Source organism: Gordonia sp. WA4-43 (assembly GCF_020520305.1).
GTDB lineage: Bacteria > Actinomycetota > Actinomycetes > Mycobacteriales > Mycobacteriaceae > Gordonia > Gordonia hongkongensis.
Genome location: NZ_CP084736.1, coordinates 2,508,553 through 2,531,819, shown reverse-complemented (window position 1 = coordinate 2,531,819; position 23,267 = coordinate 2,508,553). Strand labels below are relative to the sequence as shown.

18 protein-coding genes are annotated in these 23,267 nt (G+C 68.2%); 11 read left to right on the top strand and 7 right to left on the bottom strand.

Annotation, left to right across the window (positions count from 1 at the left end; all coding sequences use genetic code 11):
• Positions 1-48: 48 nt before the first annotated feature.
• Positions 49-936 (bottom strand): LysR substrate-binding domain-containing protein, encoded by an 888-nt coding sequence (locus tag LEL84_RS11300; RefSeq protein ID WP_058249750.1) that lies wholly within the window; start codon positions 934-936, stop codon positions 49-51.
• Between the two features lie 91 nt (positions 937-1,027).
• On the opposite strand from LEL84_RS11300, the gene LEL84_RS11295 reads away from it, so the two are divergent.
• Genes LEL84_RS11295 through LEL84_RS11280 form a run of 4 tightly spaced genes read left to right on the top strand, consistent with a single transcriptional unit; the run spans position 1,028 to position 4,530 of the window.
• Positions 1,028-2,266 carry an acetyl-CoA C-acetyltransferase gene (locus LEL84_RS11295; protein WP_226514105.1) on the top strand — a complete coding sequence of 413 codons (1,239 nt, stop codon included), beginning with the start codon at positions 1,028-1,030 and terminating at the stop codon, positions 2,264-2,266.
• Positions 2,263-3,030: a 3-oxoadipate enol-lactonase gene (pcaD, locus tag LEL84_RS11290; protein ID WP_226514104.1), complete on the top strand. Its 768-nt coding sequence runs from the start codon at positions 2,263-2,265 to the stop codon at positions 3,028-3,030. Before LEL84_RS11295 ends, pcaD begins: the two co-directional genes overlap by 4 nt.
• Positions 3,027-3,860, top strand: a complete 834-nt coding sequence (locus LEL84_RS11285; protein WP_205333387.1) for a CoA transferase subunit A — start codon at positions 3,027-3,029, stop codon at positions 3,858-3,860. The genes pcaD and LEL84_RS11285 overlap by 4 nt, the downstream gene beginning before the upstream one ends.
• A 10-nt stretch (positions 3,861-3,870) precedes the next feature.
• Complete coding sequence (locus LEL84_RS11280; RefSeq protein ID WP_226514103.1) at positions 3,871-4,530, top strand: 3-oxoacid CoA-transferase subunit B; 660 nt, start codon at positions 3,871-3,873, stop codon at positions 4,528-4,530.
• 52 nt (positions 4,531-4,582) lie between these two features.
• Here LEL84_RS11280 and LEL84_RS11275 read toward each other — a convergent pair whose 3' ends face one another.
• The 4 genes from LEL84_RS11275 to benA are packed head-to-tail and all read right to left on the bottom strand — an operon-like array spanning position 4,583 to position 12,160.
• Complete coding sequence (locus LEL84_RS11275; RefSeq protein ID WP_226514102.1) at positions 4,583-7,315, bottom strand: LuxR family transcriptional regulator; 2,733 nt, start codon at positions 7,313-7,315, stop codon at positions 4,583-4,585.
• Positions 7,316-7,336: 21 nt separating this feature from the next.
• Entirely contained in the window at positions 7,337-10,162 is a 2,826-nt protein-coding gene (benC, locus tag LEL84_RS11270; protein ID WP_226514101.1) for a benzoate 1,2-dioxygenase electron transfer component BenC, read from the bottom strand.
• 9 nt (positions 10,163-10,171) lie between these two features.
• A complete protein-coding gene (gene benB, locus LEL84_RS11265) occupies positions 10,172-10,729 on the bottom strand; it encodes a benzoate 1,2-dioxygenase small subunit (protein WP_280360190.1) in 558 nt (185 codons plus the stop codon).
• A gap of 36 nt (positions 10,730-10,765) precedes the next feature.
• The gene (gene benA / locus LEL84_RS11260; protein WP_226514100.1) at positions 10,766-12,160 is read right to left on the bottom strand and encodes a benzoate 1,2-dioxygenase large subunit; all 1,395 of its coding nucleotides are present in this window, start codon (positions 12,158-12,160) and stop codon (positions 10,766-10,768) included.
• A gap of 220 nt (positions 12,161-12,380) precedes the next feature.
• On the opposite strand from benA, the gene LEL84_RS11255 reads away from it, so the two are divergent.
• From LEL84_RS11255 to LEL84_RS11235, 5 genes are all read left to right on the top strand, one after another.
• The gene (locus tag LEL84_RS11255) at positions 12,381-13,325 is read left to right on the top strand and encodes a LysR family transcriptional regulator (protein ID WP_226514099.1); all 945 of its coding nucleotides are present in this window, start codon (positions 12,381-12,383) and stop codon (positions 13,323-13,325) included.
• A 34-nt stretch (positions 13,326-13,359) separates the two neighbouring features.
• The gene (locus tag LEL84_RS11250; protein WP_226514098.1) at positions 13,360-14,463 is read left to right on the top strand and encodes a mandelate racemase/muconate lactonizing enzyme family protein; all 1,104 of its coding nucleotides are present in this window, start codon (positions 13,360-13,362) and stop codon (positions 14,461-14,463) included.
• Positions 14,464-14,524: 61 nt separating this feature from the next.
• Positions 14,525-15,391, top strand: a complete 867-nt coding sequence (gene catA, locus LEL84_RS11245; protein ID WP_058249760.1) for a catechol 1,2-dioxygenase — start codon at positions 14,525-14,527, stop codon at positions 15,389-15,391.
• Positions 15,391-15,672, top strand: a complete 282-nt coding sequence (catC, locus tag LEL84_RS11240; RefSeq protein ID WP_226514097.1) for a muconolactone Delta-isomerase — start codon at positions 15,391-15,393, stop codon at positions 15,670-15,672. The genes catA and catC overlap by 1 nt, the downstream gene beginning before the upstream one ends.
• A 410-nt stretch (positions 15,673-16,082) precedes the next feature.
• A complete protein-coding gene (locus LEL84_RS11235; RefSeq protein ID WP_226514096.1) occupies positions 16,083-17,321 on the top strand; it encodes an IS110 family transposase in 1,239 nt (412 codons plus the stop codon).
• Positions 17,322-17,432: 111 nt separating this feature from the next.
• On the opposite strand, the gene LEL84_RS11230 is transcribed toward LEL84_RS11235, so the two are convergent.
• Positions 17,433-18,602, bottom strand: coding sequence for a metallophosphoesterase (locus LEL84_RS11230; protein ID WP_226514095.1), 1,170 nt, complete (start codon positions 18,600-18,602; stop codon positions 17,433-17,435).
• Between the two features lie 108 nt (positions 18,603-18,710).
• On the opposite strand from LEL84_RS11230, the gene LEL84_RS11225 reads away from it, so the two are divergent.
• Positions 18,711-19,553, top strand: coding sequence for a sulfurtransferase (locus tag LEL84_RS11225; RefSeq protein WP_226514094.1), 843 nt, complete (start codon positions 18,711-18,713; stop codon positions 19,551-19,553).
• A 4-nt stretch (positions 19,554-19,557) separates the two neighbouring features.
• Here LEL84_RS11225 and LEL84_RS11220 read toward each other — a convergent pair whose 3' ends face one another.
• Positions 19,558-20,541, bottom strand: coding sequence for a TauD/TfdA dioxygenase family protein (locus LEL84_RS11220; RefSeq protein WP_226514093.1), 984 nt, complete (start codon positions 20,539-20,541; stop codon positions 19,558-19,560).
• Positions 20,542-20,878: 337 nt separating this feature from the next.
• Here LEL84_RS11220 and LEL84_RS11215 point away from each other — a divergent pair, with 337 nt between their 5' ends.
• Complete coding sequence (locus LEL84_RS11215) at positions 20,879-23,032, top strand: acyl-CoA dehydrogenase (protein WP_226514092.1); 2,154 nt, start codon at positions 20,879-20,881, stop codon at positions 23,030-23,032.
• The last annotated feature ends 235 nt before the right edge of the window (positions 23,033-23,267 follow it).

Below are 23,267 nucleotides of genomic sequence, written 5' to 3'. Positions count from 1 at the left end.
CCCCTGTGTGGTGGGTGGATATACCGAAAAGGGGTGGGTTTGCGGCGTTCAGGAGAGGGTGCGCAACACCGCCAGGACCCGGTCGACGAGCGGGGACTGGCGCCCGTCGGGGAACGCGACGGCCAGTTCGACCTCGTCGTCGGTGTCGAGCGGGCGGTAGACGACGCCGGGTATACCGAGCGCTGAGGTGGGTTCAGGGACCAGGGCGACCCCCACCCCCGCGGCGACGAGTGTCACCAGCGTCGACGTCTCCTCGACCTCGTGCCGGATGCGCGGGACGAATCCCGCGCGTCCGGCGGCCGCCGACAGGACCCCGTGCATGACCGACTTCCCGCTGCCCGCGTGCACGATGAAGTCGTCGCCGCCCAACAGCGCGAGGTCGACGGGCGTATCCGATGCGCCGTGGGCGAGCGGATGATCGTGGGGCAGTGCCACGATGAGGCGATCGCTGCGGATCGACTCGACCCGCAGTCCGGTGGTGTTGATGGGCATGCGAAGTAAGGCAAGGTCGATGTCCCCGGACTCGAGCGCGGCGATCTGGGCCGGTGCCAGCATCTCGCCGCGAACGTGGACGTCCACATCGGGCAGTTCGTCGCTCAGTGCGCGCACGAGCGCGGGCAACAGCGAGTAGGTGGCCGAACCCACGCACCCGATCGCGAGGTTGCCCTGCCGCCCGTCGGCGATCCGTTGCGCCTGCCGGGCGGCGGCGTCGACCGAGTCCAGGATCGCGACGGCTCGCTGCAGGTAATCCGCACCTGCCGGGGTCAGCTCGACACGACGCGTCGACCGGACCAGCAGTGCGACACCGAGCTCGTCCTCCAGCTGGCGGATCTGCTGAGACAGCGGTGGCTGGGCCATGTGGAGCCGCTCGGCGGCCCGGCCGAAGTGCAGCTCCTCGGCGACGGCGCGAAAGTAGCGCAGGTGTCGCAGTTCCATGGAGTCAGTCTAGAGCGTTGATATCTGCTCCATATCAAATGCCGAGATACGGATACTTCTGCATATCGCTGCGGGTTCCTAGGGTGGACTCATGGCTTCTCTCATCACGGACTCGGGTACCGACATCGTCGTCTGTTCGCCCCTGCGGACCCCGGTCGGGCGCATGGGCGGGGCGCTGTCGACCGTGCCCGTCACCCGCCTGGCCACCGACCTCCTTCGCGACCTCGTCCGACGCACCGGACTCGAGGAGGGTGATGTCGACGACGTGATCCTCGGGCAGGGTTACGCCAACGGCGAGTCGCCGGCGCTCGGTCGCATCGCGGCTCTGGACGCCGGTCTCGGAGTCGGCGTACCGGGGATGCAGATCGACCGTCGCTGCGGTTCCGGGTTACAGGCGATCCTGACCGGGGCGTCGATGGTCGCGACGGGCGGTGCGCGCCTCGTCGTCGCCGGTGGCGCCGAGTCGATGTCGACCGTCGAGCACTACGCGCTGGGTCTGCGGTCGGGGGTCAAGCAGGGCGGAGTGGAACTCCGCGATCGCCTCGACCGCGGGCGTCTGACCGCGGGCGGCGAGTCACACCCGGTTCCGGGCGGGATGATCGAGACCGTCGAGAATCTCCGTGCGCGGTACGGCATCTCGCGGACCGAGCAGGACGAGTTCGCGGCCCGATCCCACGAACGGGCGATCGCGGCGCACGACAGCGGCCGCTTCACCAGCGAGTTGGTGCCCGTCACCATCCCGGGCCGACGCGGCCGTACGGACACCGTCGTCGACCGCGATGAGCACCCGCGAGCGGACGCGACTGCGGAATCGCTTGCAGCGCTGCGTCCCATCAGGCTCAAGATCGACGCCGAGTCGACGGTCACGGCCGGAAACGCCTCGGGCCAGAACGACGGTGCGGCCATGGCCGTGGTCACCACGCGCGCCGAGGCGGAGCGGCGCGGACTCGAACCCCTTCTCGCCCTGCGTTCGTGGGCCGTCACCGGTTGCGAGCCCGAGGTGATGGGAATCGGCCCCGTCGGTGCCACCGCCGCCGCACTGGACCGCGCAGGGCTCACTCTGAACGAGATCGACCTCATCGAACTCAACGAGGCCTTCGCCGCCCAGGTGCTCGCCTGCCTGGCGGAGTGGAAGGTCGACCCGACCGATGAACGACTGAACCCCAACGGGTCCGGGATCTCGCTGGGTCATCCCATCGGAGCCACCGGCGCCCGCATCCTCGCCACCGCGGCCTACGAGGCGCGCCGGCGCGACGCGCGATTCGTCCTGGAGACGATGTGCATCGGCGGCGGACAGGGACTCGCCGCGATCTTCGAGGCGACCCGATGAGCGCGCAGGTCCACGCCGTCGTCACCGGACGTCCCGACGGACCGGCGGTCGTACTGTCCAACTCGCTGGGTTCGACGCATCGGATGTGGGATTCGCAGGTCGCCGCGCTCGAAGAGCGATTCCGCGTGGTGCGCTATGACACCCGAGGGCACGGCGATTCGCCGGTGCCGCCGGGGCCGTACTCGATCGACGAGCTGGCCGACGACGTCATCGCGCTGCTGGACCGCTTCGACATCGAACGAGCACACCTCGTCGGGCTGTCGCTCGGCGGGATGACCATGATGCGCGTCGCCGCACGCAATCGCGAACGAGTGGATCGGCTGGCCCTGCTGTGCACGGCGGCGTATCTGCCACCGGCGCAGGGCTGGACGGACCGTGCCGCACTCGTGCGCGCCGACGGCACCTCGGCGGTCGCCGCGGCCGTGGTCCAGCGGTGGTTCACTCCTGGCTACCTCGCCGCGAACACCGAAGCCCGACAACAGTTCGAGGCCATGGTCGCCGCCACTCCCGCCGAGGGATACGCGGCCTGCTGCGAGGCGATCGCCGCCATGGATCAGCGATCCGACCTGTCGTCGATCATCGCGCCCACACTGGCGATCGCCGGTGCCGGCGACCCGGCCACCCCGCCGGATCTGTTGCGCGACATCGTCGATGCCGTGCCGAACGGCCGCCTGCTGGTGGTCCCGGACTCGGCCCACCTGGCCAACGCGCAACAAGCCGACACCATCACTCCCGCACTCATCGAACATCTGGAGCAGCAATGAGCACTCGCGACAGTGCCGCCACGGAGACGGTCGTCGACCGGCCCGGCGGCCCGATCAAACTCTCGGCGTCGGCCGCCGATGCGGTTGCCGACATCCCCGACGGTGCGAGCATCGCGGTCGGCGGCTTCGGGCTGGCCGGGATTCCGGGCTTCCTGATCGACGCGCTCCTCGAGCAGGGCGCGGCGAACCTGACCATCGTCTCCAACAACTGCGGGGCCGACGGCGCCGGCCTGGGGCTGCTGCTGGAGGCCCGCCGTATCGACCGGGTGGTCGCGTCCTACATCGGCGAGAACAAGGAGTTCGGGCGACAGTTTTTGTCCGGCGAGGTCACCGTCGAACTCACGCCTCAGGGCACCCTCGCCGAACGCATGCGCGCCGGCGGAAGCGGGATCGGGGCGTTCTTCACCCCCACCGGCGTCGGTACGCTCGTCGCCGAGGGCGGGCTGCCCTGGCGCTACCATTCCGACGGCACCATCGCGGAGGCGTCGCCGCCCAAGGAGGTGCGGACCTTCCACGGTCGGGACATGGTCCTCGAGGAGTCGATCGTCACCGACTACGCACTCATCCGGGCCGCGGTCGTCGACACTGACGGCAACTGCCGATTCCACGCCGCCGCACGTAATTTCAACCCACCGGCGGCGATGGCCGGGCGCATCACCATCGTCGAGGCGGAGAAGGTGGTCGAGGTCGGCGAGCTCGGACCCGACGAGATCCACCTGCCCGGCATCTTCGTGCAGCGGATCGTCGAACTCGCCCCGGAGCAGGTCGCGCGCAAGGGGATCGAGAAGCGCACCGTCCGTGAACGTCCCACCGCATCGCCGTCAGCCTAGGAGTGTCGACATGACCTGGACCCGTACCGAGATGGCCGCCCGCGCCGCGCGCGAACTCACCCCCGGTGACTACGTCAACCTGGGAATCGGTCTGCCCACCATGATTCCCGACCTCATGCCGGACAACTCCGGCGTCCACCTGCACGCCGAGAACGGCATCCTCGGCGTCGGACCGTTTCCCTACGACGACGAGGTCGACCCCGACCTCATCAACGCCGGCAAACAGACCGTGTCGGTGCTGCCCGGGGCGTCGTACTTCGATTCGGCCACGAGCTTTGCGATGATCCGCGGCGGCCACGTCGACGTCGCGGTCCTCGGTGGCATGCAAGTCGCGATGAACGGCGACCTGGCCAACTGGATGGTCCCGGGTGCCCTCGTCAAGGGCATCGGTGGCGCCATGGACCTCGTCAACGGCGCCGGCCGGGTCATCGTGCTGATGGACCACGTCACCAAGAAGGGTGACCCGAAGCTGCTCGAGGGCTGCGCGCTGCCGCTGACCGGCCGCGGCGTGGTGAGTCGCGTGATCACCGACCTCGGTGTGTTCGACGTCGCCGGAACGGGATTCGACGTCGTCGAGTTCGCCCCGGGCGTGGCCCTGGGGATGGTCGAGGACCGGACCGGTGCGCCGGTCACCGACCGCACCGCCGCCTACGCGACGGCCGGAGCATAGATCGCCTGCAGGTACACACGCACGGTCGACGGAGTCTGACGCACGGTCGACGTCACCGGCGGGTGGCTGCGAGTTCGGCGCGGGACCGCACACCGAGCTTTGCGTAGATCCGGGTCAGGTGGTACTGCACCGTCTTCGGTGAGATGTAGAGCTCGGCCGCCACCTCCCGGTTCGACAGGCCGCGCGCGACAAGGGCGGTCACTGCCTCCTCCTGCGGAGTGAGTTCGGCGGTACCCTTTGTGGCGGTGTGGTTCTCACCACGCGACGTCGCGAGACCGCCCGCCTTCAGTTCGCGTTCACAGCGTTCGACGTAGGTGGTCGCGCCGAGTGACAGATACAGGTCGCGGGCAGTCCCGATGACGGCGTCGGCGACCCGGCGCTTGCCCGCACGTCGCAACGTCTGGCCGTAGGCGAAGTTCACCCGCGCCTGGTCGTAGCGCAGGCCGAGACCGTCGAGGAGTTCGATGCCCTCCTCGAAGGTGCGTCGTGCTCCGTGGATGTCACCGGTCGCACCGAGGTGGCGGCCGCGTGCGTACTTCATCCGGGCGGCCGACGACCGGTGGCCCCGTTCGGCGGACCGGATCTCGTAGCGTCGCAGCAGATCGTCGGCGGCCTCGTGCCGTCCCTCGAGGACCAGTGCGTTGGCGAGGACGTCGACCCACGGCCACAGGCCCGGCTCGGACAGGGCCGGGACGGACTCGGCCATCGCGACGAGCGGCGTCAGTATCCGCCGGACCTTGCCGTAGTCGGCTGCGGCCTCCGCCAGTCGGGCCCGGGCCAGCAGGTCCGGTATCCGCATGATCTCGTAGTCGCCGATGGAGGTGCTGCTCTGCGCGATACTTCCATGCGCGTCCTCCCAGTTCCCGCGCAGCGAATAGATCTGGCTCGCAGTCCAGTTGAGCAGGGGTGTGGTGAGCGCGATGCCGCTGTTGCGGGCGAGCGCGCGGCCGGCCTCGACGCCGCGCAGCGCATCGTCCCAGTCGCCGGTGAGGAACTGGACCCGGGCGAGCCAGGCCAACGCCCACAACGTGATCCGAGTGGACCCGCCGAGCTGTGCCATCGACACGGCGGTTTCGAGATCGGTACGCGCCGCGTCGATCTCGTCGAGGCCGAGTTCGAGCCAACCGCGACCTATGATCGCACGCTGCGCCTGCGCGCCGTATCGAACCCGTTCCGACACCGTCTCGTACTCGGCGCGTGCGGCATCCGGGTGTCCCGACCAGGCCAGTCCGAGTCCACGGATGACGGCGGCCTCCACTCGGGCGGCCGATCCGGCGTCGGCCATCGCGTCCGCGCGATCGGCCCAGTCCACCAACTCGGTGCCCTGGCATCGGACCAGGTTGTGCAGGACGAAACGTTGCGCGATCAGGGCGGCGACATCGGGTTCCCGCTCGACGTTGACGATCGCCCACGCCCGGTCGAGACGCAGCTGTGCCTCCGCCGACCGGCCCCGCAGGATGGCGAGGTACGCCAGGGTCGCATTGCGCAGCGGTGTCTCGCGCAGGCTTTCCACGGTCGGTACGAGGGCGCCGGCACCGGTGCAGTCGCCCGCGGCGAGAAGTGAATCGACCGCGAGCGTCACCCGAGTGTCGCGCTGCAACGGATCGGGGGTGAGCCGGCCCGCCTGCCCGTACAGCCCGGCGGCCTCGGCCCACGCACCGTCGGCGCCGCGGGCGCGTGCCAGATCGGTGAGGGCGTCGGCGAGGGCGGCGTCGACCGTCGAGGTGGCCGCGACGCGGTGATGGAGCTGTCGGGCAGGGTCGTCGACGAGGTCCGCGGCCCGACGGTGGGCGTCGCCCACGGTCTTCATGCCGAGGACCTCGAGGACGGCGGCCCGCACCAGGGGTCCGGCGAGACGCGGTTGCGCCTCCGCGGGTGTCAACGCCCTGTCGTCCGTCACCAGACCGGTTGCCTGCGCGTCGTCGATCGCGGCCAGGGGGTCGGTGATCCCGGCGAGTGCGACTGCAGTGGCGAGAGGCTCGGCGGGGTCGAGGATCGCGAGCGCTTCGATGAGCGCGCGAGCCGAGGTGCCGTTGTCCGGCAATCGTTTCCGCACCATCGCGACGACGTGGGCCGGCGCAGGCAGTCCCACGCCGGTGCGGGACCAGGTGCCTGGCGGGACCTCGTCGAGCAGGGCCACGATGTCGCGGGGATTCCCGCCGGTGTGCCGGGCCAGTTCCTCCCGCATCGCCGGGTGCAGCACGATGCCGCGCTGCGCGGCGAGGTCGGCAGTACCCGTTGGGTCCAGGCCGTCGAGTCGTAGCTCGTCGAGTGCGTTGCCGACGAGCCGGGCAACCGGCCGAGACATGGTGAGGACGACCAGGATTCGGCGATCCCGGTGTTCTCGGGTGAGTGAGACCAACGCCTGCAGTGACTCCTCGTCGGCGAGGTCGGCGTCGTCGACGGCGATGAGTCCGGCGGTGTCGCCGGGCACCTGGGTCGATGACTCTGCAGGCGTGGTGACCGCCGCGAGTAGTGCGTCGAGCAGGTCGTCCGGGGTCGGGTCGGCAGCGGTCGCGGGTGTGGCGTCGGGCCGGTCCTGTACCAGCTGCCGGATGAGTGCGCCGGGCGTGTGCGCTCGCCACGGTGAGACCGCGGCCCACAACGTGGAACCGGTTGTCGGAGCAGACAGTCGCCGCCGGACCAGGTGCCTCAGCAGCGTCGACTTGCCGATTCCGGGATCTCCCGTGACGGCCAGAAAGCCCGACTCCGACACGGCGTCGAGCCGCGAGAAGAGCAATTCGATCTCGCGGTCGCGGCCGACGCACCCGCCGGTGACCATCATCGGTCCATACTAGTCAGCAGCTCAACCCTGATCGCCGCCGGCGACGGGCAGCACGGTCCCGGTGATGTACGACGCCTCGTCGGAAGCGAGAAAGCAGATGGCGGCCGCCTGCTCGTCGAGGGTGCCGTACCGGTGCAGCGACGACGACGCGATCGTCTGGTCGATGTGGGCCTGATACCACTGTGACTCGATCTCGTTGCGCGGCTCCGGTGTACCGCGTGAGATCCGACGCGGCGGTGCCTCGGTGCCTCCCGGCGCCGTGGCGACCACTCGGATGCCGTCGTCGGCGTACTCCATCGCCAATGACGCGGTCAACGCGTTCACCGCACCCTTCGCCGCCGAGTACGGGATCCGGTGAATGCCTCGCGTCGCCGCCGAGGAGACATTGACGATCACCCCGCCCCCGGCGCGTGTCATCGACGGCAGAACCGCCCGGCACGCGTACAGCGTCGTCATCAGCGACCGGTCGATCTCGGCCCGGATCTGCTCCTCGGTGAACTCGACGAACGGTTTGAAGTTGATGGCGCCGCCCACGTTGTTGATCAGCACATCCACCCGACCGTACGTGGACAACGCCTGCCGGATCACCGACTCGGCGCCGCCGAAACCCTCCAGATCGGCGATGGCGGCTGCCGCGCCGGGACCGTTCGCTTCGAGATCGCGGGCCACCTCGGCGACCAGTTCCGATCGGTCGGCGAGGACGACCTTGCCGCCCTCGGCGCTGATTCGCCGGGCGGTCTGCTCGCCGATCCCCTGCGCGGCACCGGTGATGACGACGACCTTGCCGGCGAACCGGCCCGGGGTGACGAAACGCGTTCGACGCGAAACCAATTCGTCGGCCATCGCTCGGCGCATGGTCTCCTTCGACCGGTCGGCATGTGCGGTGATGAGTGCTCGTGCCGCGTCGTGGTCCCCGGCCTCGAACGCCGAGACGATTTCGATGTGGTCCTGCGCGCACAACGGGTGACACCAGGTCGCGTTCCGTAGCACCTCACTCATGCGGCCCTTGACGCCGAGCGCCTTGTAGGCCTCGAGCAGGTGATCGTTACCGGTCTGGGCGAAGAGATAGTCGTGGAACGCGGCGTTGGTCTCGGTGTACTCCGCGGCATCGACGAAGCGATCACCGTCCACGTACGGCACCGTGGCGTCGGCGAGCAGACGGTAACCGGCCAACTGTTGCGTGGACAAGCGCCCGAACGTCAGCTCGAGTGCGCCCAGTTCCAGGGCGGCCCGGGCCTCGAACAGGGCGTCCCACTCGTGAATCGCCGGATGCTCCTCGCCGATCTGGTAGCCCTGCGAACCGACGACTGCCGGTCCCGCCACGGTGTCCCCGACGGTGGGCGTTTCGGTCGCCACCGCGGGAACCGCTTCGTGCAGCGGTTCCAGGCTCGACGGCGCGAACACCTCCTGCCCGGCGATCGACCGTGCCGGACCCGCCGGATGCGACGCCGTCGGTCGCAGCAACCCCGCATCGGAGTCCAGTCCGCGGTCATCGGATTCGCTGTGCCACAGCGGCTGTCCCGCGATGCGGGTCAGCGAGTCGTCGGCGCCAACGGCCGGCCGGGTGCCCGACCACGACGCGAGATCGGCGGCCGGAAGGGTCTGCTGACCGGCGATCGACCGGGCGTCGGACGCCACGATGATCGGGTCGTCGGCGTCCGGCGCGGGCGCCGGTCTCGCCTCCGGCGCCGCCACCGGGGCGGCTTCGTCGCTGAGCGCCTCGGTCTCCTGGACCGTGCCGGTCTCGGCACCGGCCTCCGGACGCGCCGCGAGCGCGAACTTCTCGTAGTAGAAGCCCGTCGGCGCGATGCCGGCCTGGGCGACGTGCTTGCGGACCGACTCCACCATCGGCGGCGGACCGCACAGGTAGATCGCGACATCCCCGTCGTACAGATGGGCCGGCTCGATCAGGCTCATCACGTAGCCCTTGTTGACCGCGGAACTCGCCGGGTCCGAGACACAGTGGTCCCACGTCAGACCGGGCAGCTGCTCGGCGAAGAACTCGATCTCGTCGAGGGCAACCAGATCGGTGTCGGTGGACACCCCGTAGATGAGATGGACCTTGCGACGGCTGTTGTCGGCGTGCAGCTTCCGCAACATCGACAAGATCGGCGCGAGGCCGGTGCCGCCGGCGAGCAGCAGCACGGGGCGGGTGGCCTCGCGCAGGAAGAACGATCCGTGCGGACCGGTGAACGCGATCTCCTCGCCGCGCGCGGCGCGGTCGGTCAGGTAGGTCGACATCGCGCCGCCGGGACTCAGCTTGATGAGGAAGATGAGACGGTCCTCGTGCGGGCCGTTGGCAAACGAGTACGACCGGGTCACCGGGGTGCCCTCGCCGTCGTCGCTGCCGGGGATCTCGATGTTGACGTACTGTCCGGGCAGGAACGCCAGCTCCCCGCGGTTCTCGATCCGGACCTCGAGACGCATGGTCGAGTCCGAGAGCCGATCGAGTTCGACGATGGTGCCGGTGAAACGGGACGCCTGGGTCTTGGCGACATCGGAGGTCGCCGGGATCTGCAGCACGAGATCGGACTTGGGTTTCATGCAACAGGGGAGCGCATAGCCCGCGGCGGACTCGTCGTCGGAGAGCGCGTCCTCGATGTATACCCCGCCGTCGAAATCGCCGAACTCGCAGAACGACTTACACGTTCCACAGGCCCCGTCGCGGCAGTCCAGCGGGATGTTGATCCGCTGACGGTAGGAGGCGTCGGCGACGGTCTGATCCTCGCGGCACGAGATGAACCGCGTGACACCGTCTTCGAAGGACAGCGCCACCCGATGGATGGTGGCCTCGCCGTCGGGGGCGCGCAGGTCGGCGCCGAAGCCGTTGTCGGTGGTGACAGTCATGGACGGGTCCTAGAAGTGGTAGATGTCCACCACGTGGTGGATGTAGTCGTTCTTCAGCACGATCGTCTTGCGCCGGATCAACGGCTGCTCGCCGGAGAAGTCGATCGTGTAGAAGGAGGTCCCGTAGTACGGGTCCACCGTGTTGTACTGGAAATACATGGTGTGCCAATTGAACCGGACGTCGACGAGATCACCGCGCCGCTCGATGACGTCGACGTTGCCGATGTTGTGGCTCGTCCGGGGTTCGGGCAGTGAGGTCGCCGACGACCGCTCGGTGCGGATGCGGAAGACCCGGTCCTCGAGGCCGCCCTTGTTGCCGTAGTAGATCAGCGAGATCTCGCGGTGCGGGTTCTCGGTGAGACGATCACGGTCGTCCCAGGCCGGCATCCAGTACACGACGTCGTCGGCGTAGCAGTCGAGCCACTTCTCGAATTCGCGGTCGTCGAGGTAGCGGGCCTCGCGGTACAGGAACTGCTCGATCATGTTCTGGGTGATGAGCGTTCCGCCGGTGGATGTGCCCGACCCGGCGGGATCGACAGCGGCGGAATTGGTCTCAGCGGTGGTCATGGTGCTCTCCTTCAGGGCGGTGGGCTGGGCGGCGGTCTACTGGGCTGGGGCCGCTGCTTGTTCGGCCGCCGCCTCTTCCTTCGCGGCAGCTGCGCGCATCCGCTCGAGCCAGTAACCGTGCTGGACCGGGTAGAGCCCCTCGTCCTCGTTCTTGACGCCGGCCGAGATGACCCCGGTCATGCCCAGCGATTCGGCGACGGGATCGGGACCGGTGAGCCAGTGCTCGGCACCGCGGCTCATGTCGTTCCACGGCGCGGCTTGCGCCCGGAACGTGAGCTGGCACGACCGAAACTCCTCGAGGTCGTCGGGAGTCGCCATTCCGGACGCATTGAAGAAGTCCTCGTACTGGCGGATGCGGTGAGCCCGCGCGGAGTCGCTCTCACACTTGGGCGCGATGCAGTAGATCGTCACCTCGGTCTTGTCCGGCGCGATCGGACGAAAGTGGCGGATCTGCGTCGAGAACTGGTCCATCAGATAGACATTCGGGTACAGACACAGGTTGCGCGACCCCTTCACCATGAACTCGCCCTTGGCGTCGCCGTGGATCTCCTTGAGCTGCTCCAGCGAATCCCACAGCGGCCGGTCCTGCGGGTTGGCCGCCCATGTCCACAGGCACAGATGACCGTTGGGGTAGGACCAGTAGCCGCCGCCGGACTTCCCCCAGCCGCCGGCGTCGAGTGCCTTGGTGTCGTTCGTCGACTCACCGGTGCCGCGACGAGACGTGGTGGCCGCGTAGTTCCAGTGGGTGGCGGTGACGTGGTAGCCGTCGGCCCCGTTCTCCGCCTGTACCTTCCAGTTCCCGTCGAAGGTGTACGTCGATGCGCCGCGCAGGACCTCGAGTCCGTCGGGGGACTGGTCGACGAGCATGTCGATGACGACGCGGGTGTCGCCGAGATGGTCGGCGAGCGAACTGACGTCGTCGTTCAGACTGCCGAACAGGAAGCCGCGGTAACTGTCGAAGCGGGCGACCTTGGTCAGGTTGTGCGAGCCGTCGACGTCGAAGGTGTCGGGGTAACCGGCCCCATCGGGATCCTTGACCTTCAGAAGGGTCCCGTCGTTGCGGAACGTCCAGCCGTGGAACGGGCAGGTCAGTGTCATCCGGTTGTCGGTCTTGCGCCGGCAGATCATCTCGCCGCGGTGCGCACAGGCGTTGATCAGGCAGTGCAACTCGCCGTTCTTGTCGCGGGTGATGACGACGGGCTGCCGGCCGATGTAGGTGGTGAAGTAGTCGCCAGGCTCGGGGACCTGGCTCTCGTGAGCGAGATAGATCCAGTTGTCCTCGAAGATGTGCTTCATCTCCAACTCGAAGATGTCCTCATCGGTGAAGATCCGCCGGTTGGCGCGGTAGACACCGGCGTCTCGGTCGTCGACGACCGCGTCGCCGAGGACCGAGTTCACATGGTTCAAGTGTTCCGATACGGACGCGGTCATGGTCGTATACCTCCAGAGAGTGGGCTGCTCTCTGCACTGTGGCAGCACGTGGCGGCGATCACACCCGGGCAATTGCCAGTCCTGGCCAAGCAACCTATTGATCGATGGCGTCGATCAATCGACGCAATTTGTGTCTTTGTCATGTATGGATCGACGCTCTACCGTGAGACGTGTCCGCGGTCACAACCGCGGTGTCGATCAGTACGAGACGAGGCGGGTCATGGAGCTACGGCACTTGCGGTACTTCGCCGCCGTGGCCGACACTTGTCATTTCGGGCAGGCGGCGGAGTCGTTGCACGTGGCACAGCCCGCGCTGTCGTACGCAATCCGCCAGCTCGAGGCCGAGCTCGACGTCACCCTGTTCACGCGGACCACCCGTCAGGTGTCGCTCACCCCGGCCGGGCAGTACCTCAGGGCCCAGGCCGAGCGAATTCTCGCCGGCGTGGACGAAGCCGTGGACGGCGTGCGTCGGATCGCCGCCGGCCGCAGCGGCCTCGTCCGGGTCGGTATCACCGGTATCGCCGCGTTCTCCCATCTGCCTCGCATCGCGCGGGTCGTCAAGCGGGAGTTGCCCGATGTGGATCTTCGTATCCAGTCGGACATGCTCACGCCGGGCCAGTGCGACGCCCTGCGCGCCGGCACCCTCGACCTCGGGATCCTGCGCCCGCCGGCGATCGGGGAGCACATCGACACGACGGTCATCGATGTCGAGCCGATGGTTCTCGCGGTGTCGGTCGATCACCGACTGGCCGCCGAGCCCGTGGTCTCCGTCGCCGACCTCCGCCATGAGCCGTTCGTGCTGTACGACAGCCGGGACTCCGCCGTCAACGACGCCGCAATACGGACTTGTCGCGCAGCGGGTTTCGTTCCCCACCGGGCGCACCAGGCGCCGGGTACCGCGGTGTTGCTGGCCCTGGTCGCCGCCGGGCTGGGGGTCGCCGTGCTCCCGGCCTCGGTACGGTCACTTCCGCTCGACGGTTTGGTGGTGCGCGACCTCGTCGATGCCGACACTGTCGAGGTCGCACTCGCCTGGCGATCGGGTTCCGACGACCCGGTCGTCACCGCGGTCGCCGACGTCATCGCCGCTGCCTTCGCCGATTCTGCCTTCGCCGATTCCGCCGCCGCAGAGTCGCGCGACACCCAGTTGCCGACCACCGTTCCGTGAGGACCCGACTGGGTGCTCGATCTGGAGAGAAACCGTGAAAATCACCGCTGTGGAGGCAATTCCGTTCGCCATCCCGTACGTGAAGCCGCTGAGGTTCGCCTCCGGCGAGGTGCACGCCGCGACCCACGTGCTGGTCCGGGTGCACACCGACGCCGGCGTGGTCGGCGTCGCCGAGGCGCCGCCCCGCCCGTTCACCTACGGCGAGACCCAGGACGGCATCATCGCCGTGATCAAGGGCATCTTCGCGCCCGCGGTCGTCGGCCTCACCTTGCTCGAGCGTGAGGTGGTCACCGCCCGGATGGCTCGCACGGTCGGCAACCCGGCCGCGAAATCCGCTGTGGACATGGCGATCTGGGATGCGCTGGGCAAGGTCCTGGGGTTGCCCGTGGGGGACATGCTCGGCGGTTACACCGACCGGATGCGCGTCAGTCACATGCTCGGTTTCGCCGAGCCGGCCGCGATGGTCGCCGAAGCCGAGAAGATGGTCGACATCTACGGGATCCGCACCTTCAAGGTGAAGGTCGGACGTCACCCGGCATCCCTCGACACCGCGGTCGTCCGCGCGCTCCGCGAGCGGTTCGGCAGCGACGTCGAACTCTACGTCGACGGCAATCGGGGCTGGACCGCAGCCGAGTCGGCTCGAGCCATGCGGGAGATGGCCGACCTCGATCTGCTGTTCGCCGAAGAGCTCTGCGACGCAGCCGATGTGCTCGGTCGCCGGTGGCTCGTCGAACAGCTGCCGGTGCCGTTCATTGCCGACGAATCGGTGCCCACGCCGGCCGACGTCACCCGCGAGATCCTCGGCCGGTCGGCGACCGCCGTCAGCATCAAGACCGCGCGGTCGGGTTTCACCACCTCACGCCGCACGCATCACCTCGCCGAGGGGTTGGGCATTCCAGTCGTCATGGGCAACCAGATCGACGGACAGATCGGGACGGCGTGCACGCTCGCCTTCGGCAGCGCCTTCGAGCTGACCTCGCGCTACGCGGGTGAGCTGTCGAACTTCCTGGACATGAGCGACGACCTGCTGACCGAGCCGTTGCAAATCCGCGATGGCCACCTGCACCGTTCGACCGCGCCGGGCATCGGTTTCGAGATCGATCCGGTCAAGCTCGACCGCTATCGCACCGACAACTAGACCCGCACGCCCACAACACGTCTCGTGGCAGCCCCGCGAACCCAGTAGCAAGGAGAAGAACATGACCACCACCGAGCATCCCCAGGAAGTCGCCACCGCCGCGGCGTCCGGCGCCTCCGCCACCGAGCGGTTCCACGCGGACAAGTCTCCGTTCGAGGCAGTGAAGGACACTGCGCCGGAACGTGTCTCGACCCTCATCAACGAGGTCCTCGCGGGCGTGCACGAGGTGATCCGGAAGCACAAGGTGACCTACGACGAGTACAACGCGCTCAAGGCGTGGCTCATCAACGTCGGTGAGGACGGCGAGTGGCCGCTGTTCCTCGACGTCTGGGTGGAGCACGTCGTCGAGGACGTCGCGACCTCGCATCGTCAGGGCAACAAGGGCAGCATCGAAGGCCCGTACTACGTCCCGGACGCTCCGGAACTCGGCGCCAAGGGCACTCTGCCCATGCGGGACAACGAGCCCGGCGATCCGTTGGTGTGGACCGGCCAGGTCCGGTCGTGCGACGGTACCGCCCTCGCCGGCGCCACTGTCGAACTCTGGCACGCCGACGACGACGGCTTCTACTCGCAGTTCGCGCCGGGAATCCCGGAGTGGAATCTGCGCGGCACCTTCACCGCCGATGACGAGGGCCGCTTCGAGATCACCACCATCCGGCCTGCGCCGTACATGATCCCGACCGATGGCTCGTGCGGGAAGATGATCTCCGCGGCCGGTTGGCATCCGTGGCGTCCCGCGCACCTGCACCTCAAGGTCTCGGCGCCGGGCCACGAGCAGCTCACCGCACAGCTGTACTTCCCGGGCGACCCGCACAACGACGACGACGTCGCCAGCGCCGTCAAGCCCGAACTGGTGCTCGACCCGCAGGACGACGGCAAGGGCGGCTTCACCGTCTCCTACGACTTCGTGCTGGACCCGGCGAAGTAATGCTGTTCCACGTGCGGATGGACGTCTCCATTCCCGACGACCTCGACCCCGACGTGCGGGCCGACACGGTCGCACGGGAGAAGGCGTACTCCCAGGAATTACAACGCGCCGGCAAGTGGCCGCACATCTGGCGGATCGTCGGGGAGTACTCCAACTACTCGATCTTCGACGTCGAGTCGAACGACGAACTGCACACCCTGCTGTCAGGTCTGCCGCTGTTCCCGTACATGCGGATCAAGGTCACCCCACTGGCGACCCATCCTTCCGATATCAACGGCTGAGCCGCTGCTCCTCGAGAGCGAGCCCCATCCTGCTCGCTAATCCGAAAGAACAGCAAAACACCTGGTCCCTGAGGTGCGAGGAGCGCAAGCGACGAGCCACGAAGGGCTGGCGAGATACGTTGCTACACCCTTCGTGGCTCGCTTCGCTCGCACCTCAGTATCTGCGGCCTGGCGGCCGTCGTGGGGGTCGAAGAGTTCGTGCTGGTCACCGGCGCGTGGGGGGTTGATAGTGGAGGGGTGGGATGCGGTGACCTTGAATTCCTCCCTTGTGCCGAAGAGCCAGTACCTCAGTGTGAGGCGCGGGGCCTGCCACGGGAATCGTGGATTGTTGCTACGAGCACGCGGATTAGACTCCTGCATTTGTTTGCCCCGTCCGCAGCCCACTTCCGAGGACTCGAAAGGAAACCGAGATGGAAGTGCTGCATCCCCGATGCGCCGGGATGGATGTGTCGAAAAAGGATGTGAAAGTCTGTGTCCGCCTGGCTAGTCCGGGCCGAAAGACCGTGCAAGAGACCACGACCTGGTCGTCGATGAGCGGCGACATTCTGCGGCTGCGGGACTATCTGATCGCCGAGCAGGTGACGTGTGTGGTCATGGAAGCCACCGGCGACTACTGGAAACCGTTCTACTACCTCCTCGAAGACGCCCCGTTCGAGGTGATGCTGGTCAACGCCCACGACGCCAAGAACCTCCCGGGCCGCAAAACCGATGTGTCGGATGCGGCGTGGCTGGCGCAGCTGGCCGCCCACGGGCTGTTGCGGGCCTCGTTCGTGCCGCCCGAACCGATCCGACGGTTACGCGATCTGACCCGCACCCGCACCGCGATCACCCGCGAACGCGGCCGCGAGATTCAACGGTTGGAGAAAGTCCTCGAAGACGCCGGCATCAAACTGTCGGTGGTGGTCTCCGATATCAACGGGGTCTCGTCACGATTCATGTTGCAGGCGCTGGTCAAGGGTGAACGCGATCCCGCCGTGTTGGCGGAGTTGTCGGTGAAACAACTCCGCCGCAAAATCCCCGCGTTGACCCAGGCGTTGCAGGGCCGCTTCACCGACCACCACGCGTTCCTGGTCGAGTTGCATCTGGATTTCATCACCGAACACACCACCCGGATCGACGCGTTGACCGAGCGCATCGAGAAGGTGATGGCGCCGTTTCAAGCCAAACGCGACCTGATCTGCACGATCCCGGGTATCTCCACCACCACCGCCGATGTGATCATCGCCGAGACCGGCGGCCAGATGGCCCAGTTCCCCACACCAGGCCATTTGGCCTCGTGGGCGGGAGTCTGCCCCGGCCAGCACCAATCCGCCGGACGGGTCAAAAACGTCAAAACCCGCCCCGGTAACCGTCACCTCAAAGGTGCTCTCGGGGCTACAGCGTTATCGATCGCCAGCCACAAAGGCACGTTCCTCAACGCCAAGTACCGGCGCCTGGTCCGCTCTCGCGGCAAACCCAAAGCGATCGTCGCCCTCGAGCACACCCTGCTCGCCGTGGTCTGGATCATGCTCACCGACAACGTCGTCTACGACGAACCCGGCCCCGACTACCACCAGCAACGCCACCCCGAACGCACCAAGAACCGCGCCATTTACGACCTACACAAACTCGGATACGACGTCACCATCACACCCCACGGAGCGGCCTGAGCAGCCACCTCACCTAACTCTTCGGATTAGGGAGCAGGGGTTGGGTCCCTATCGCTCCTCGCACCTCAGGGAGCAAGGGGCTGGGACCTGCGGTTATGTGGTTCTTTCGGATCAGGAGGCAGAAGACGCCGATCGCAGCGTGAGGATCGTGATCTCCGGCGGCGTGAGGACACGGACCGGCGGGCCCCAGGCGCCGGCGCCGCGAGTGGTGTAGATCGTGGTGTTCCCGATCTGGTCCAGCCCGGTGATCGTCGGCTGCTGGGCACGGACGAGGTAGCGGATGGGCCAGAGCTGGCCGCCGTGCGTGTGCCCGGACAGCTGGAGGTCGACACCCAGATCGGATGCCTCGACGGCCTGCTTGGGCTGGTGGGCGAGTAGCAGGGTGAAGTCCTCGGGAGACGTTCCCGCCAAAGCCGCCGGGAGGTCGGGCTCGTACGGTTCCGGGGCGGTGGCGTCGTGGACGCCGGCGAGCGTGATGGTCGCGCCGTCGACTTCGATGGGCACCCGTGCGTTGCGCAACGTGCGGACCCCGAGTTCCTCCCAGACGTCGAGCCACCGACCACCGTCGTCGGCGTAGTACTCGTGGTTGCCGCTGACACCGAAGACCCCGAGCGGCGCTCGGAGGTCGGCGAGGGGTTCGAGGGTGTCGCGGACGTTCGGGATGGTGCCGTCGGTGAGGTCGCCGACGAGGACGACGAGATCCGGCTTCTGCTCGTTGACGTCGTCGACGACGCGCTGGGTGAACGACGCGTCGCGGGCCGGGCCGACGTGCAGGTCGGAGATCACCGCGATGCGCGTTCCGTCGAACTGCGGCGGCAGACTCGCGAACGTGGCGTCGACGTCGACGACCTGGGGGCGAGATGCTTCCCACACCCCGTAGCCGGTGACCCCGAGCGCGATGATCACGACCGCGGCTGTGGCGACCCGGAGCTTGCTGAGCCGACGGGCCGCGAGCGAGGGGTTGTCCTGCACTCCGGATCGTCGTCGCCGGATCCAGCGGACGACGTGTGCGGCGAACGACACGAGGCCCACCACCGCGAGGCCGAGGAACAGGTAGAAGACGGCGGCGAGCCAGATCAGCCCGATCGTGCCGATGGGCCGCGCCCACGACGGGTCGAGCACCCGTCCGGTGGCGAAGCCGATGAGGGCGAGCGCCCACAGGACGACCAGCGCCACGTCGGCGATGATCGACCAGGGGCGCGGCATCGCGGTCGCGCGGACGATGCGCCGGTGCAGCCAGAAGGTGATGAGTCCGAAGACGACGGCAGGAAACAACGCCACGGGATGGACTCCTGAGGGTGGTGACGACAGGGCGACGGAGGCCCAGGTGCCCGGTCATGGGCGGATTGCCCCATTCTGCCATCGGTTCGCGTTGGTACCCTCGCCGCCATGGCCGAGGTCCTCATCACCCCGCTCGAGCTGGCCGAGATGCTGCTGGCGACTCCGCCGATCCTGCTGGACGTGCGCTGGCAACTGGGCGACTTCGATGGTCGGCACGCCTATCGCGAGGGTCACATCCCCGGTGCGGTCTACGTCGACCTCGACTCCGAACTGGCGGCCCCGCCCTCCGGACCGGTCGGCGGCAGGCATCCGCTGCCCGACGTCGCCGACCTCCAGGAGGCGGCCCGGCGATGGGGGATCGACGACGCCGTCCCGGTGGTGGTGTACGACGACTCCGGCAACCTCGCGGCCGCGCGCGCCTGGTGGCTGCTGCGGTGGGCGGGTGTCGCCGACGTGCGACTTCTCGACGGTGGTCTCGCCGCGTGGCGTGCCGAAGGCCTGCGCACGACGACGGGCGACGGCGGTCGGCCGCGAGCGGGCAACGTGACCCTGAGCGCCGGACACCTGCCGGTCGCGACCATCGACGACGTCGCGGCCGGGCCGGCACACCTGCTCGACGCCCGGGCCGCCGAACGCTATCGCGGCGACGTCGAACCGGTCGATCCGCGCGCCGGCCACATCCCCGGGGCGATCAGTGTCCCGACGGCGGACAACGTCGACACCTCCGGCCGCTTCCGTCCGGCGGAGGAGCTACGACGCCGGTTCGCAGATCGCGGTATCGACGGCGGGGCCGGCTCCGATGTCGTCGTCTACTGCGGTTCCGGGATCAATGCCGCGCACCAGATCGCGGCGCTCGCCGTCACGGGGATCGACGCCACCCTGTTCCCCGGATCGTTCTCGCAGTGGTCGTCGGACCCGGAACGGCCGGTCGCCGAGGGCGACCGGCCCTGAGGGGTCAGGCCGCGAACACCGACAGCCGCGCGGGTTCTTCGACGACCGAGTAGTGCGTCGCGTCGCCCTGGAGAACCTGGCTCGCCTGACCGTGGACGTCGACGGGCACATCGCCGGCGAGGGTGATGCGGTGCAGTTCACGCTGCTGGTTGCCGAAGTCGGCGATGCCGTAGTGCTGCGTGGCGCGATTGTCCCAGATCGCCACGTCGCCCAGTTTCCAGTTCCACCGGAAGGTGTTCTCCAGCTTCGTGATACGCGCCTGGAGGAGCTGGTAGAGGTCGGCGAACTCGGAACTCTTGAGGCCGCGGAACTCCTTGGCGAAGTGTCCGAGCAGCAGGCTGCGTTCGCCGGTCTCGGGATGGACGCGGACGACGGGGTGCAGCGTCTGGTACTCGGAGCTGGTGAACTCCTTATAGTGCTCGGCCTTGCGACTGACGTCGACACCACCCGAGGGCTCCTTCTGGCCGACATAGTCGTACAGATTGGTGTGGGTGGCCCACAGCTCTTCGGTCAACGCGCGCAGCGGTTTCGGCAGCTGCTCGTAGGCGGCCACCGTCGACGCCCAGGTCGTCGCGCCGCCGTAGCTCGGCAGCGTCACCGCCCGGAGGATGGACGCCTTCGGGATGCGATCGACGAACGTCACATCGGAGTGCCAGCTGTTCGCGGCGCCTTCGATGGTCAGCAGCTGTTCGCCGCGTGAGGTCACCGTCGGATGAGGTGCGGTGGGATCGCCCAGGAGTTCGGCGAACGCGTACTGGCTGTCGTCGTCGAGCTGGTCCTGGCCCTCGAAGACGATCGTCTTGTTGATCGCCAGCGCCAGGCGGATCGCCTCCACCTGCTCCGGGGCGAGGTCGCCGCCGAGCCGCACCTGGCCGATCCGTGCCCCGATGTGCTCGCCGAGCTTGTCAACGGTGATCCCCGCGTCGCGGTAGATCTGCTGAGCTGCCTGCTCGCGCTCGGTCCGGTCCTCGATCTGCGCCAGGGCCATCTCTCGTCCTCTTCTCAATATCGTTTGATGGCAATCGAATTCATCAGACCACCGCGACGGTGGTGCGATCGAGGGAAACGCTCACGGTGATCGGAACGCTTCAGTCCGCCGAGGCCTCCGCCGCGTCGTCGATCTCACGACGGACATCGGCCGGAACGCGCACCGTCCTCACCGCCCGAGGACCGGTACACCAGGGACCTCGTCGATGCCGTGCCGTTCCCGGACCCGGTCGTGCAACGGGCGCGTCGGGAACGGATTCGATGAGTTTGTCTCAAGCGTCCACCCCGGACCGGGGGTAGATGGTGTGATCGGGTGACCGACGATCCCGGGAGTCGCCATGAGTATTGCCCTGACCGATGACCACGTCGAACTCGCCTCGGTGGTGCGCGAATTCGCCGTCGACCGAAAGGTGCGGGCGCAGGCGCGCGACCGACTCGACGCGCTCGAGGAGGCCAGACCCACGTTCTGGGCGGAGATCGCCGAACTCGGATGGCTGGGTCTGCACGTCGCCGAGGAATACGGCGGTTCTGGTTTCGGGATCGCCGAATCGGTCGTCGTGACAGAGGAATTGGGCCGCGCGGTGGCGCCTGGTCCGTTCCTGCCCACCGTGATCGCCTCGGCGATCCTGACTCATGCCGACGACGAGACGCGTGCCCGCTGGCTGCGGTCGCTCGTCGACGGCACGGTCACCGCGGGTGTCGCGGTGGTGCCGGGACTGACCGAGGCCGGTGGGGCGGTCTCCGGTCAGGTCGACGCGGTACTCGGCGCACCGCTCGCGGATCTGCTGGTACTCATCGGCGACGACGATGTGCTGGTGGTGGAGTCGTCGGACTCGGGTGTCGAGGTGGGCGCGCACGCCGATCTGGACCCGACCCGATTGTCGGCGAGGGTGTCGCTGTCGAGTGCCGCCGCCGTCCGTCTGCCGAGACTGGCGGCCACCGCGCTGGCGCTCACCCGGACGCTGGTCGCGGCCGAAGCCGTCGGCGGGGCGCGGGACGCGCTGGACGCCGCGGTGGCCTACGCGAAGGTCCGCGAACAGTTCGGCCGGACCATCGGTACGTTCCAGGCCGTCAAGCACCACTGCGCGAACATGCTCGTCGGCGCGGAGGCCGCCACCGCGGTTGTGTGGGACGCGGCGCGAGCGGCCGACGAGAACGCCGACGCGCTCGGGCTGGTCGCGGCATCGGCGGCCGCGCTGGCACTGCCCACCTACACGGCGAACGCCGAGCTGAACATCCAAGTGCACGGCGGCATCGGCTTCACCTGGGAACACGACGCGCACCTGCATCTGCGCCGCGCCACTGTGCTGCAGGCGCTGTTCGGCGGACAACAGCCGGCTCGTGACGTGTACGAGTTCTCCGCAGGCGGCGTCACCCGTGCCAACAGCCTCGACCTCCCACCCGAGGCCGAGGAACTGCGTGCGCGCGTTCGAGCCGACATCGCCGAGATCGCCGGCGTCGGCGAGTCCGCGCTGCGCGAGAAGCTCATCGACACCGGTTACGTCATGCCGCATTGGCCCAGGCCGTGGGGACGCGCCGCGGATTCCGTCGAACAACTCGTCATCGAGGAGGAGATGGCGACCGCGGGTGTGAAGCGGCCCGATTACAGCATCACCGGGTGGGTCATCCTCACCCTCATCCAGCAGGGCACGCAGGACCAGATCGACCGGTTCGTCCGTCCGGCGCTGCTCGGGGACGAGGTGTGGTGTCAGTTGTTCTCCGAGCCCGGTGCGGGGTCGGACGCGGCGGCGGTCAGCACGAGGGCCACGCGCGTCGACGGCGGCTGGCGCATCAACGGCCAGAAGGTCTGGACCAGCGGCGCCCACCTGTGCCGGCGAGGGCTGGCAACGGTGCGGACCGACCCGGAAGCCCCCAAGCACAAGGGCATCACCGCGGTGTTGATCGACATGTCGGCGCCCGGTGTCGAGGTACGTCCGCTGCGGCAGATCACCGGCGGGTCCGAGTTCAACGAGGTGTTCTTCACCGACGTCTTCGTCCCTGACGAAGACGTGGTGGGCACACCGAACGACGGCTGGGCCGTGGCCCGCGCAACCCTCGGTAACGAGCGGGTCAGCATCGGCGGCGGTGCGCCGGGTAGCGAGGGTGCGGTCCAGCAGATGGTGGCACTCGTCCAGGGCTACGGGGACCGGGTCGAGGGGGCGGCGACGAAGGTCGGTGAGTTCCTCGCCGTCGAGGATGCGCTGCGACTGCTGAATCTGCGTCGCGCCGCCCGATCGGTCGTCGGCGCCGCTCCCGGACCCGAGGGAAATGTGACGAAACTGCTTCTCGCCGAGCATCTCAGCGACCGCGCGCATCTGGCCGCGGAATTGCTCGGACCCGACGTCGCGTTCTCGTCCGGTCCCGGCAAGCTGGCCGGCCTGCTGATCCTCGGTGCCCGCGGGATGTCGATCGCCGGCGGGACGTCGGAGATCACCCGCAACCAGATCGCCGAACGCATCCTCGGCTTGCCGCGCGACCCGCTCATCCGCTGAGCGCCCGGAGCTTGCGGAGGGTCACCCTTCTGCTCCCTGCGCAGGGCCCACCTTCTGCTCCCTGCGGAGGGTCACCCCTCTGCTCCCTGAGGAGCGCCCGGAGCTTGCGGAGGGCGCGTCACGAAGGGTCGCGCAACCCGTCTCACCAGGACCCTTCGTGACGCTCGCAAGCTCGCTCCTCAGGGAGCAGGAGGTAACGCTCGCAAGCTCGCTCCTCAGGGAGCAGGGGGTGACG

What these genes read in the sequence shown, in the direction of transcription:
- LEL84_RS11280 (WP_226514103.1), top strand. Translation starts at nt 3,871, where the DNA reads ATGACCTGGACCCGTACCGAGATGGCCGCCCGCGCCGCGCGCGAACTC.
- LEL84_RS11220 (WP_226514093.1), bottom strand. Translation starts at nt 20,541, where the DNA reads ATGGCCCTGGCGCAGATCGAGGACCGGACCGAGCGCGAGCAGGCAGCT.
- benA (WP_226514100.1), bottom strand. Translation starts at nt 12,160, where the DNA reads ATGACCGCGTCCGTATCGGAACACTTGAACCATGTGAACTCGGTCCTC.
- LEL84_RS11300 (WP_058249750.1), bottom strand. Translation starts at nt 936, where the DNA reads ATGGAACTGCGACACCTGCGCTACTTTCGCGCCGTCGCCGAGGAGCTG.
- pcaD (WP_226514104.1), top strand. Translation starts at nt 2,263, where the DNA reads ATGAGCGCGCAGGTCCACGCCGTCGTCACCGGACGTCCCGACGGACCG.
- LEL84_RS11295 (WP_226514105.1), top strand. Translation starts at nt 1,028, where the DNA reads ATGGCTTCTCTCATCACGGACTCGGGTACCGACATCGTCGTCTGTTCG.
- LEL84_RS11215 (WP_226514092.1), top strand. Translation starts at nt 20,879, where the DNA reads ATGAGTATTGCCCTGACCGATGACCACGTCGAACTCGCCTCGGTGGTG.
- catC (WP_226514097.1), top strand. Translation starts at nt 15,391, where the DNA reads ATGCTGTTCCACGTGCGGATGGACGTCTCCATTCCCGACGACCTCGAC.
- benC (WP_226514101.1), bottom strand. Translation starts at nt 10,162, where the DNA reads ATGACTGTCACCACCGACAACGGCTTCGGCGCCGACCTGCGCGCCCCC.
- LEL84_RS11225 (WP_226514094.1), top strand. Translation starts at nt 18,711, where the DNA reads ATGGCCGAGGTCCTCATCACCCCGCTCGAGCTGGCCGAGATGCTGCTG.
- LEL84_RS11255 (WP_226514099.1), top strand. Translation starts at nt 12,381, where the DNA reads ATGGAGCTACGGCACTTGCGGTACTTCGCCGCCGTGGCCGACACTTGT.
- LEL84_RS11275 (WP_226514102.1), bottom strand. Translation starts at nt 7,315, where the DNA reads ATGATGGTCACCGGCGGGTGCGTCGGCCGCGACCGCGAGATCGAATTG.
- catA (WP_058249760.1), top strand. Translation starts at nt 14,525, where the DNA reads ATGACCACCACCGAGCATCCCCAGGAAGTCGCCACCGCCGCGGCGTCC.
- benB (WP_280360190.1), bottom strand. Translation starts at nt 10,729, where the DNA reads ATGACCACCGCTGAGACCAATTCCGCCGCTGTCGATCCCGCCGGGTCG.
- LEL84_RS11235 (WP_226514096.1), top strand. Translation starts at nt 16,083, where the DNA reads ATGGAAGTGCTGCATCCCCGATGCGCCGGGATGGATGTGTCGAAAAAG.
- LEL84_RS11285 (WP_205333387.1), top strand. Translation starts at nt 3,027, where the DNA reads ATGAGCACTCGCGACAGTGCCGCCACGGAGACGGTCGTCGACCGGCCC.